12 protein-coding genes are annotated in these 10,375 nt (G+C 56.0%); 11 read left to right on the top strand and 1 reads right to left on the bottom strand.

Annotated elements, in window-relative coordinates:
* Positions 1-32 precede the first annotated feature (32 nt).
* Entirely contained in the window at positions 33-566 is a 534-nt protein-coding gene (locus FEM54_RS14255) for an Arc family DNA-binding protein (protein ID WP_138451528.1), read from the bottom strand.
* A 91-nt stretch (positions 567-657) separates the two neighbouring features.
* Here FEM54_RS14255 and FEM54_RS34035 point away from each other — a divergent pair, with 91 nt between their 5' ends.
* The 11 genes from FEM54_RS34035 (at position 658) to FEM54_RS14200 (ending at position 10,348) form a co-directional block, all read left to right on the top strand.
* Positions 658-819 carry a hypothetical protein gene (locus FEM54_RS34035; RefSeq protein ID WP_171045840.1) on the top strand — a complete coding sequence of 54 codons (162 nt, stop codon included), beginning with the start codon at positions 658-660 and terminating at the stop codon, positions 817-819.
* 67 nt (positions 820-886) lie between these two features.
* Complete coding sequence (locus tag FEM54_RS14250) at positions 887-1,822, top strand: BRO-N domain-containing protein (protein ID WP_138451526.1); 936 nt, start codon at positions 887-889, stop codon at positions 1,820-1,822.
* The gene (locus FEM54_RS14245) at positions 1,819-2,037 is read left to right on the top strand and encodes a hypothetical protein (protein WP_138451524.1); all 219 of its coding nucleotides are present in this window, start codon (positions 1,819-1,821) and stop codon (positions 2,035-2,037) included. The genes FEM54_RS14250 and FEM54_RS14245 overlap by 4 nt, the downstream gene beginning before the upstream one ends.
* Positions 2,034-2,870 carry a BRO-N domain-containing protein gene (locus FEM54_RS14240; protein WP_138451522.1) on the top strand — a complete coding sequence of 279 codons (837 nt, stop codon included), beginning with the start codon at positions 2,034-2,036 and terminating at the stop codon, positions 2,868-2,870. The genes FEM54_RS14245 and FEM54_RS14240 overlap by 4 nt, the downstream gene beginning before the upstream one ends.
* A gap of 101 nt (positions 2,871-2,971) precedes the next feature.
* Positions 2,972-3,292, top strand: coding sequence for a hypothetical protein (locus FEM54_RS14235; RefSeq protein ID WP_138451520.1), 321 nt, complete (start codon positions 2,972-2,974; stop codon positions 3,290-3,292).
* A gap of 51 nt (positions 3,293-3,343) precedes the next feature.
* Positions 3,344-3,694 carry a hypothetical protein gene (locus FEM54_RS14230; RefSeq protein ID WP_138451518.1) on the top strand — a complete coding sequence of 117 codons (351 nt, stop codon included), beginning with the start codon at positions 3,344-3,346 and terminating at the stop codon, positions 3,692-3,694.
* Between the two features lie 55 nt (positions 3,695-3,749).
* Positions 3,750-4,337, top strand: coding sequence for a tail assembly protein (locus FEM54_RS14225; RefSeq protein WP_138451516.1), 588 nt, complete (start codon positions 3,750-3,752; stop codon positions 4,335-4,337).
* Between the two features lie 59 nt (positions 4,338-4,396).
* The gene (locus tag FEM54_RS14220) at positions 4,397-8,122 is read left to right on the top strand and encodes a TipJ family phage tail tip protein (RefSeq protein ID WP_138451514.1); all 3,726 of its coding nucleotides are present in this window, start codon (positions 4,397-4,399) and stop codon (positions 8,120-8,122) included.
* A 338-nt stretch (positions 8,123-8,460) separates the two neighbouring features.
* Positions 8,461-9,090: a hypothetical protein gene (locus tag FEM54_RS14210; protein ID WP_138451510.1), complete on the top strand. Its 630-nt coding sequence runs from the start codon at positions 8,461-8,463 to the stop codon at positions 9,088-9,090.
* Between the two features lie 50 nt (positions 9,091-9,140).
* On the top strand, positions 9,141-9,959 hold the full coding sequence (locus FEM54_RS14205) for a hypothetical protein (protein WP_138451508.1): 819 nt from the start codon (positions 9,141-9,143) through the stop codon (positions 9,957-9,959).
* A gap of 2 nt (positions 9,960-9,961) precedes the next feature.
* Positions 9,962-10,348 carry a phage tail protein gene (locus FEM54_RS14200; RefSeq protein ID WP_138451506.1) on the top strand — a complete coding sequence of 129 codons (387 nt, stop codon included), beginning with the start codon at positions 9,962-9,964 and terminating at the stop codon, positions 10,346-10,348.
* Positions 10,349-10,375: the final 27 nt, after the last annotated feature.

Here is a 10,375-nt window from a genome sequence, read left to right as displayed (position 1 = left end):
CTTGTCTTGACGGCCTAACTTTAAGTTAGGGCTTAGGCCTTTCGCTTTCGGTTAACTATTAGTCGCCGCGGTGCCTCCAGGGGCTCGACTTCCCGCTTGGTGGGCATTTCAATGTCGGCAGGTGCGGCAGCGGCCTCCTCATCGCCATAAGTGATCCAAATTGAATCTCCGCCATCCCATTCGAACTTGTAGCCAGCTTCATTTAGCTCATGACTGAGCTCAAATTGAATTTTGGCCAAGTCTTCCGATGGAAGCGATTCAAGTCCAAGGTCCCTGAGCTGCACTTCGGCTGCATTCAATCCCCGAACAATTGAGCGGTTGATTGAGATCCTGATTCGCTCTCGGACTATAGCTGGGATGCTTTTCCTCGCTACAGAGGCATAAGTCTTGGCTTCTTCGGCCGTGAAGAGAGCTTCGGGCGATTTGCCATCCGCGAGCAGGCTTAAATCGAGGCGTGCCACCACCTCGGCGGTGAGTGAGCGCCCGCTCTCCCTTGCGGCGCGCTCAAGCTCTGCCTTGAGTTCGGCCGGCATCCTGAAATTTACTTGAAGGTCTGTTCTGCTCATTTTCAAATAATGAAGCACGGTGCTATTGACTGCAACAAAGCACGGTGCTTAACTATCAATCAAGCACGGTGCTTGGTATGGAGAGTTCAAGATGAAAGTAAGGGAAATGGCTCAAGTTGTGTTTCGGGCAGAGCCAGATATTAAGGCCTGGCTTGAAAGGAAGGCGCAGCAAGAGGAGCGCAGCCAAAACTGGCTGGTGGGAAAGGCGCTAAGGGAGGCGATGCAGCGAGATGAACAAATCAAACAGGCATAAAAAAGCCCCAAGCGCGCCAACGCTTGAGGCTCATGAAGCAGAACGTCAATCTTCTAGGAAAAACGTCATGAGCGATATTAGCACAGCTACATCCAATGTCATCCCTTTCGACTTTCGCGGTCACAGCGTTCGCGCAGTGATTATCGACGACGAGCCATGGTTCGTTGCAACGGACGTCTGCAAGATCCTCAAGCAGAGCAACACCACGAAGGCCCTGTATTCATTGGACGACGATGAACGGTCTAACTTTAAGTTAGGTCGTCAGGGGATGGTGAACATCATCAATGAGTCGGGTCTCTACACACTGACTCTGCGCTGCGATGACGCCATCAAAAAGGGAAGCACTGCGCACGCTTTCCGCCGATGGGTTGTTTCGGAAGTTCTGCCTTCCATCCGCAAGACCGGAACCTACGTCGACAGCAGTAACAAAATGTCCACCCTCATGGACGAGCTGATCGGCATGAGCGAGCTGAATGTCATCAAGGGCTTGATCCGCGACAAATCCAAAGCTGTTCCGGCTGATCAGCGCCAAGGCTTTCAACTGGTGATGCACAACCGCCTGCACACCCGCTTCAATGTGCCGCGCACCGAGTTGATTCCGGCCGCGCAGTTCGAGCAGGCATGCAATTTTATCGGCGGCTACGCGCTTGAGGGTGAATTCCTTGGTAAGGAAGAGCCCAAGCCTCCACTGAGTATCCACTACCCGATTGAGACGCTGACCGCTCGCCGCGAGGGAATGCTGATCGTCCGCAACGAAGACCAAGCGTGGCTGGACGTGACGATGCATGACCTGCGCGACCTTCATGGCAGTGGCACTCCGCTCGAACAGCTTCTTTGGGAGCTTGAGCAGGCCGGCTTCGACATTGAAGGTGCATGGTGGGAACTTCGGACCTATCGAAACAAGCTGCGCGAATTCAGTTCCTTTGTCACAGGCATGGGGCGGGTGGCTGAAGAGCCGCATCGTTATGCGGTGAAGACCCCAAAGGCGAGGGCGGCAGCATGAACTTCACCCTCAAAGCAGGTGGTCGCGCCTTGATCCTTTCGCCGGAGCGGCCAAAGCTGGTCGGCCGCTCTGGCCAATTGATTCGCAAGGTCGACGAAAATTGGCTGATGCTGGTCGAGGGCAATCGCTACGCGGTCAGCGAGAAAAGTCTGATGCCGCTGGACGGCTTCAATCCAAATGTGGCCGCGTCGATTGAACTGAGGAAGACAGCATGAGTAGCGTAGTTCCGTTCAGCTTTAAAGGTGCAGGTGTTCGCGTTGTTGCAGACGATCACGGCGAGTCGTGGTTTGTTGGTCGCGATCTTTGTACTGCGCTCGGGTACGCGGATCAGACTAGTGCTATGAAACAGCATTGCCGTGGGGTGGTGAAATACCACCCCATCGCCGACAGCATGGGTCGCCTGCAAGAGACTCGAATTCTTGCTGAGCCGGACATGCTCAGGCTGGTTATCAACAGTCAACTTCCCGCAGCTGAGCAGTTCGAGCGCTGGGTCTTCGAGGATGTTCTCCCGACAATACGGAGGACTGGCAGTTATCAGATGCCAGCGAATGACGCCACAATTCCAGTTGAGCGGCAGTTGCCGGTTGCAGCGGACAGTCTCGACGCAGCCAAGCGCATTGCCGAATGCTTCGGCCTTGAAGGAAACCAAGCTCTGTTGAGCGCCAATAGCATGGTCAAGGCAGCCATCGGCGTGGACCTGATGGAGATGGCTGGCGTAAAGCGTCTCGTCAACGAATCGCAAGAGATGAACTTCACCCCAACCGAGCTTGGCGCGAAGTTCGGCATGAGCGCGGTGAGCATGAATAAGCTGCTTGCTGATTGCGGTCTCCAGCATCAGGTCATCTACAAGCCTGGCAAGAAACGCTGGGAGGTGATGCCCGACGGCAAGATGTTCGCGGTCATCACCGACACCGGCAAGAAACACAGCGACGGAAAGCCGGTGCAGCAGATCCTATGGAAGGAGTCGGTTCAGGAGATGCTGGCCAGACTGGCCGAACAGCTTCGGTCCGGGCTTCCCGCTGTAGTAGCTGGCGGCGTCCGACGTTAGATTTCAAATGTGATCCTGAATCACATTTATCTACCGCCACGAATTAACCCCGCCCATGCGGGGCTTTCGGCGTACCAAAGTCGGATCAAGGAATGCCAAAGATGAATCCAGTGAGTAGCCGAGAGAAACCTCGAAACGCCAAGGGCAACGAAGTGCTGAAGGTCGAGTATCTTGGGAAGACAATGAGGGCCAACGTCATCCTTGGGGCGAAGGAGGGCGATATGGACGACTCCAAAGCCCCTGAGGGTGCTGAGTTTCAGATCAACATGATTTTGGATCGTGCAGTGGTCGAAAAAGAGGTTCGCGAGATGCTCGATGAGGCCAAGGACGGCAATCAGATGCTGTTCATGTGCAGGACGTTCAACATCAGGAAGGATGTGTTGACCGCTCTCGGATTTGTCGAAGGCGCGCTCACCGCATAGGAAGGGTCGAGCTCTAGTGATACGCTCCCTCCTTTAACCAGGAGGGATGTCATGCGTATTTTATTGGCTTCGGTCATCGCTGTTTCTGTGTTGCTGGCTGCGTGCTCGACACCCGGCGATCTTAAAAAAAATGCCCCAACAATCAGTTCCAGTAGCAAGAAGTCGCCAAAACAATACGCACTTTGCGTTTTTCCGAAATGGCAGGAGGAGCGATCGACCTCAACAATGTCCGAAACGGAAGATGGCTATCGCCTTATTGTTGCGACAGATATGATGGCAGACGAAGTCCTTGAAATCGGAAGATCTGGAAGTGGAAGCAGGGTCGCGCTATATCAGCGCATGCCCTGGGCAAAAATGGTGGGGCGAGGCGCAATAGAAGACGCGGTTCGCAACTGCCTCTAACCGATTATTAAGACAAACCGCCCTACGGCGGTTTTTTTACGCTTGGAGAAAAGCAATGACAGCAATCGCTATTGAATATGCACCAATAGAAACTGTCCGGCTCGGCGGGCAATTACGCCAATTTGGCAAAGAGTACAGACTGGCGGTTCGCAGTCCCGCAGAGGCAATTAAGGCTCTTTGCGTCCAGCTTCCTGGGCTTGAACGATTTATTAGTTCTGCTAAAGCGCGAGGTCTTGAGTTCGCAGTTTTCCGTGGCAAACGGAACATTGGCGAGGCAGAGATTGGCTATCAGGGGCGAGGCGTGATTCGTATAGTCCCAGTAATTACAGGCTCCAAGCGCGCAGGGATTCTTCAGACCATCATCGGTGCTGTCCTGATAGTTGCGTCATTCTTTGCTGGTCCGGCTGGCCCGGGCCTGATGGCCGCCGGTATCGGCCTCGTCGCTGGTGGCGTGATCCAAATGCTCAGCCCGCAGGCCGGCGGCCTCAAGACCAGCGCCGCGCCAGAAAATACGCCTGGCTACGCCTTCGGCAGCGCCAAGAACACTACGGCATCCGGCAACCCGGTACCGCTCTGCATCGGCGAGCGCCGCTGGGGCGGGGCAATCATCAGTGCCGCGATTTACGCCGAAGACCAGATGTAACGACCACCCGCAGTCCCAATGCCGGCCATGAGCCGGTTTTTTATTGCCTGGAGGAAAGCATGGGCGCAGCACGCAAGATTGATATCCACGGCGCCAAGGGCGGCGAAGACAAACCAAAAACGCCAACGGAAGCCCCGGACAGTCTGCGCTCGGTCGCTATTGCCAAGATGCTCATCGCTATCGGCGAGGGTGAATTCGAAGGCACGCCGACGGCGCGCGACATTTACCTCGACAACACCCCGCTGCAAGATCCTCAGGGCAACATGAACTTCCCGAACGTGAAGTGGGAATGGCGCACTGGGGCGGTGGACCAGACCTATATCCAAGGCATTCCATCTGTCGAGAACGAGACCACTATCGGTACCGAGTTGCGAAGCGGAACGCCGTGGGTTCGCTCGATCAGCAACACCCAGCTTTCTGCCGTGCGCGTGCGCTTCGCCTGGCCAGCTCTCCAGTCGGTAGATGCCGGCGGCAACATCAACGGATACCGGATCGAGTACAAGGTTGAGCTGGCAACCGACGGCGGCGCATATCAGCAGGTGCTTAGCGAGGCTGTCGACGGTAAGACCACCAGCCTGTACGAGCGCACACGCCGTATTGATCTTCCGAAGGCGACCACCGGCTGGCTGATGCGCATCACCCGAATTACAGCCAATCAGAACAACAATAAAATCTCTGACACCATGCAGATCGCCGGCTTCACCGAGGTGATCGACGCGAAGATCCGTTACCCGAACACCGCGTTGCTCTACATCGAGTTCTCGGCTGAGCAGTTCCGCAGCATTCCGGCGGTAACTGTGGGCTGCAAGGCTCGAAAATGGTCGGTGCCGAGCAACTATGACTCCGCATCGCGCACATACAGCGGCGTGTGGGACGGTACCTTCAAGGAGGCCTACACCAACAATCCGACCTGGGCGACGCTCGGCATTACCACCAACGACCGCTTTGGCCTTGGCCGCCGCATAAAGCCTTGGATGGTCGACAAGTGGGAGCTTTACCGGATCTCGCAGTACTGCGATCAGTTGGTGCCGGACGGAAAGGGCGGTATGGAGCCGCGCTTCATCTGCAACTTGAACTTGCAAAGCAAGGCCGACGCATGGTCTCTGCTGCGTGACATCTCCGCCATTTACCGAGGCATGACGTACTGGGCCCAAGGCCAGGTGTTCACCCTGTCGGATATGCCACGCGCTACTGACTTCGACTTCGCCTATACACGGGCGAACGTGATCGATGGCAAATTCACCTACTCCAGCGCTTCGGAGCGCACTCGCTACACCAGGGCGCTGATCAGCTACGACAACCCGCTAAACAACTACGACACAGACGTCACGGCGGTGACCGACCAGAAGCTGCAGCGGCGCTACGGCGACAACCCTCTGGAGATCAGTGCGATTGGCTGTACGCGCGAATCCGAGGCCCAGCGCCGCGGGAAGTGGGCGCTGCTCACAAACTCCAAGGACCGTGCGGTCACCTTCAAGGTCGGCCTCGACGGGCGCATCCCGCTGCCTGGCTACGTGATCCCGATCGCGGACGAACTACTGGCTGGTCGGCCGGTGGGCGGACGCATCTCGGCGGTAAACGGCAAGGTCATCACCCTGGACCGCGACACCCAGGCCAAGTCCGGTGACCGACTCATCCTCAACCTGCCAGACGGCAAGTGTGAGGGGCGTACCGTGCAATTGGTCAGTGGCCGCCAGATCACCGTGACCGTGGCTTACTCCGTGGCGCCAGAACCTGAACTGGTGTGGGCGCTGGATGCCGATGACCTGGCCATTCCGCTTTACCGCGTGGTGAGCGTGGCCCGGCCAGAGCCCGGCGTGTTTGAAATTTCAGCAGTGCAATATGACCCGAGCAAGTTTGCTCACATCGACACCGGCGCGCGCTTGGAAGAACGGCCGATCAGCGTTATCCCGATCACTGTGGTTCCGGCGCCGGCAAGTGTCACGCTCACGTCGAGCTACGCCGTGAACCAGGGCATTGCCATCAGCACAATGAACATATCGTGGCCCGCCGTCGCTGGCGCGGTCGCCTATGACGTGGAGTGGCGCAAGGACAGCGGCAACTGGATCAAGGTGCAGCGAACCGGCTCGACGAGCGTGGACGTCACCGGCATCTACTCGGGCGCCTACTTGGCCCGCGTGCGGTCCGTGAGTGCGTTCGAAATCTCGTCGATCTGGAAAAGCTCGAACCTGACCAACCTGGAAGGGAAGGTTGGCCTGCCGCCGGCGGTGTCGTCCCTGACCACCACCAGCGAGCTGTTCGGCATCAGCATCAAGTGGGTCTTTCCACCTGGTGCAGAGGATACCCAGCGCACCGAGCTGTGGTATGGCCCGGCGAACAATCTGGCGGCTGCAACGAAGCTGGCCGACCTGGCGTATCCGCAACAAGATTACCGCATGCAGTCGCTGCTGGCAGGCGCAACGCTGTTCTTCTGGGCGCGCCTGGTTGACCGTACCGGCAACATCGGTCCGTTCTACCCGGTGGTGAATGGCGTAATGGGCCAGTCCAGTTCGGACGCGGGGCCGATCCTTGAGCAGATCAAGGGCCAGATCGACGAAACCGCGCTTGGTCAGCACCTGAAGGACCGAATCGACCTGATTGATGGCACAGGCCCAGGCTCGGTGAACGGTCGTATCGACGCCGCCAAGGAAGAGCTCGAGGGGTTGATCGATCAAATTGTCGACGCCTTGGAGTACGTTCCGTCGAAGGCGTATGTGCTGAACGATATTGTTCGTCAGGGCCAGCATCTGTATCAGGCAAACGGCCCGGTGCCGGCGAACAACCCGCCGCCAAACGCAACTTATTGGACCGATATCGGCACGGTAACGCAGACGGTCAACGCTCTGGTCACTCAGGTTCAGCAGAACTCGGCGACGATCAACCAGCACGGCCAGGACATCACTGCCCAGGCCCAGCAGCTGAATGCAGTGAAGGTGACAGTCAACGACCCAGTCACCGGCGTGAATGCCACGGCCAGCGGACTCAGCACTCTAAAAGCCACGGTGACCACGCTCGACGGAAAAGTCACCACCACAGCAGAGCGTGTCGACGGCATTTACCTACAGGTGAATCCGCCGCTTCAGGGCGATGACAGCGCGCTGATGGGGTCTGAGGCCAGTTATGTTGGGGTCTGGTCTGTTCAGTCGGCCCTTATCGAGGGAGACCTTGCTCAAGGGCAGCGCACGGACGCGGTAGAAGTGAAGGTCGCAAGCACTAACGCCGCCGTTGTAAGCGAGCAACTCGCTCGCATCAGCGGCGAGGGCGTGTTGGCTTCCAGCATTGACACTGTGAAAACCTCGGTCAACGGCAACTCGCTGGCTATCCAGACCAACAGCACGGCCATCCAGACGGTCGACGGCAAGATCACGGCTAACTGGTCTGTGCGGATGCAGTACGAAACCGCCACAGGTCTCTATAAATACGCCGGTATCGGGCTTGGGCTTGAGAACGGCCCAGGCGGATTGCAGTCGCAGTTCATCATTGATGCTGATCGGTTTGCCATCGGACAGGCCGGAACCGTGCCATTTGCGGTAACTGGTGGGCAGACCTTCATAAAGGCGGCATTCATCCAGGACGGCACCATTACCAACGCCAAGATCGGCAACTACATCCAGTCGAACAACTATGTTGCCGGCATCAGCGGCTGGAAGCTGTTTTTCGATGGGACGTTTGAAATAAACGGATCATTCGGTGGGCAGGCCAGGCAGGTCATCAACAATCGCGGCGGGAAGGTATTCGACGAAAACGGCGTTAAACGCTACCAGTGGGGAGATCTTTCCGCATGACCTATGGGGCGAGAGTATGGGGGCCAACCGGCCTCCTGGAACTGGATGAAACGTCTTTTACTGTGAGGGTTGTCTACTCCGCTGTTGTGGCTTTCGTTACCGGCGGCGCCCGATCTCAAACAATACCTATTGCTGGAGTTTCTCCATCAACGCATTCGGCTATATGCATTCCAATTGGAGCCTATCCACAAGACCCTAGCGCACAAAATCTATATGCCATTCAATATGAACCACAGGTGTACGAAGGTGGTGTAGTTGTTTGGTTTGGAAATAGAGCGCAGCCAAGCGGGGCTGTCGGGTTGGGCCAACAGAGGCTTTTAGTTATGAAGTATAGATAGATGACTTACGGCGTAGTTTTCACAAATGATAAAGATGTCGTGACGCTCGATTCCGAGTTTTCACGGTTGGTGGTTTTGCAGAAGGGTAGGTATCAAGGAGGGGCGTCATTCACCCCAACGATAACCAGCACAGAGCCGCCGCTGGTATTTGTAAGGCCGGATGCTACGACTACATTTAGTTATGCCACTATAAGTGGTAGTCCTGGAAATTGGACCGGATTTTCCTTTTTAGGTGGGGGCGTTGGTAATTTTTTTGTTGCCGCTTACAGCTCTGTACCTACAGCGATTTACGGTTTTAGGATATGGGATAGCGCTGCTAAGTTGATATTTGATAGCGGAACACCGTGCGCTCAGTTTACCAGGACGATTTCGTCATGGACCTATCTTGGCTCCAGCCCTACCGGCCAGGGGACTACTCGAAGTAATTGGACAGCGCCAAGTCCGTTAAATACTGGTGACTTCATGCTAATAAATAATATCGGTATGGATGTCGCAGGATCTAGCACCCTTGCAGCAAAGCTGTATTGCACATGGGATTACGCAAATAATGCGCTGTCTGTTTACATTGTTGGTGTGGCGAATTCAACATCTTTCTTTGTGCCTATCGTGTTCGCAAAGCCTATAACTTAAGATCATGCCACCCTTACCGCCTGAACTGTTTATATTGACTGGAGATATTTATGCCAAGACAAGTTATTAATTTGGGTACCGCCCCTAGCGGTGTTGGTGGCGATACCACGCGAAGTACGGGCGTGAAGATAAACGACATGACCCTAGAGATTTATAATAAATTCGCATCCACAGGTATTGGTGTAACTGACAGTGCTTCATATCTTGGGACGAACCTTAATCCCGACAACTACAGAACTGGCGGGCTCTCGTACTGGGGGCAGTTCTCAATTCTCGGGGTTGCCTCTAATGGTTTCCTGACAGTTTTTCCTGGTAACGATGCCAACTGGGCCGCGCAGCAATTTATCAACGTCACCACTGGCGCGGTTCTTTCAAGGGTTCAAGCTTCAGGTTCGGCATGGTCGACGTGGACAGCATCGGCTAAAGCCGGGGTAAACAGCGACATCACCAGGCTCAACGGCCTAACAACAGCAATTGCTGTTTCGCAAGGTGGCACAGGCGGCACCAGCCAGGCAACGGCACGGTCCGGACTTGGGCTTGGTTCGGCGGCCACCTCAAACGCTGGCTCTGGTGATGGCGCGGTGTTGCTTGTCGGCGATACCAATTCCCCTTTTGCTAGCTCAATCAACCAATACGGAAACTCTTTCAAGATTTGGGGGGCTGACACGGTAGGCGCACCAGAGACCGGCGTTGCAGGAACAATGATCAACGCAGGGTTCTATCAAAACCCCTTCGGCTCTCAGATCCTCATGTCCTTTAACGGGAGGATGTTCTTTCGTTCTGGCTCGTACTCGACCGCCGCAATGCGAGAGGTCTACCACACCGGCAACACCACCCGTGCCGCCGACGGCACCCTGAAGGCGATTTAATCATGGCAAGAGCAGCAATCAACGTACTCGGCGCCACTGGCGCGACCTATGACTATGTAACCGCCGGCGCGGGCGTTATCGCGTCTTCGCGAAAATCGGTGGGGGTGTACCAGATCACTGGATGTATGGGCATGGTTCCGTTCCCACCGATCGATGATGGATGGGGCTACACGGTGAACCAGATCGACAGTCGGGCAGACGTGGACATTCAGTTCGAGGAAGGCGTGCTGACGGTGGCGGTGACCAAGGACGACAAGCCGTATGACCTGAAGCACATGATCACGCTGCACATTCTGGTGCCGGATGCGCCCGCTGTACCGATGCCGCCTATTGAGGTGCCCGTATCTGTGGAAGATCCTCTGCCGCCTGCAGGGGACGCCGAGGCCTAATCACTTCACCGTTCAAACAATGCCGCC

The sequence above is a fragment of the Pseudomonas edaphica genome, assembly GCF_005863185.1.
GTDB lineage: Bacteria > Pseudomonadota > Gammaproteobacteria > Pseudomonadales > Pseudomonadaceae > Aquipseudomonas > Aquipseudomonas edaphica.
This window is presented reverse-complemented; position numbering and strand designations above follow the sequence as displayed.

Excerpts from the sequence above, each read along its gene's own strand:
- FEM54_RS14235 (WP_138451520.1), top strand. The coding sequence starts at position 2,972 with ATGAATCCAGTGAGTAGCCGAGAGAAACCTCGAAACGCCAAGGGCAAC.
- FEM54_RS14210 (WP_138451510.1), top strand. The coding sequence starts at position 8,461 with ATGACTTACGGCGTAGTTTTCACAAATGATAAAGATGTCGTGACGCTC.
- FEM54_RS14250 (WP_138451526.1), top strand. The coding sequence starts at position 887 with ATGAGCGATATTAGCACAGCTACATCCAATGTCATCCCTTTCGACTTT.
- FEM54_RS14200 (WP_138451506.1), top strand. The coding sequence starts at position 9,962 with ATGGCAAGAGCAGCAATCAACGTACTCGGCGCCACTGGCGCGACCTAT.
- FEM54_RS14220 (WP_138451514.1), top strand. The coding sequence starts at position 4,397 with ATGGGCGCAGCACGCAAGATTGATATCCACGGCGCCAAGGGCGGCGAA.
- FEM54_RS14205 (WP_138451508.1), top strand. The coding sequence starts at position 9,141 with ATGCCAAGACAAGTTATTAATTTGGGTACCGCCCCTAGCGGTGTTGGT.
- FEM54_RS14240 (WP_138451522.1), top strand. The coding sequence starts at position 2,034 with ATGAGTAGCGTAGTTCCGTTCAGCTTTAAAGGTGCAGGTGTTCGCGTT.
- FEM54_RS14255 (WP_138451528.1), bottom strand. The coding sequence starts at position 566 with ATGAGCAGAACAGACCTTCAAGTAAATTTCAGGATGCCGGCCGAACTC.
- FEM54_RS14225 (WP_138451516.1), top strand. The coding sequence starts at position 3,750 with ATGACAGCAATCGCTATTGAATATGCACCAATAGAAACTGTCCGGCTC.
- FEM54_RS34035 (WP_171045840.1), top strand. The coding sequence starts at position 658 with ATGAAAGTAAGGGAAATGGCTCAAGTTGTGTTTCGGGCAGAGCCAGAT.
- FEM54_RS14230 (WP_138451518.1), top strand. The coding sequence starts at position 3,344 with ATGCGTATTTTATTGGCTTCGGTCATCGCTGTTTCTGTGTTGCTGGCT.
- FEM54_RS14245 (WP_138451524.1), top strand. The coding sequence starts at position 1,819 with ATGAACTTCACCCTCAAAGCAGGTGGTCGCGCCTTGATCCTTTCGCCG.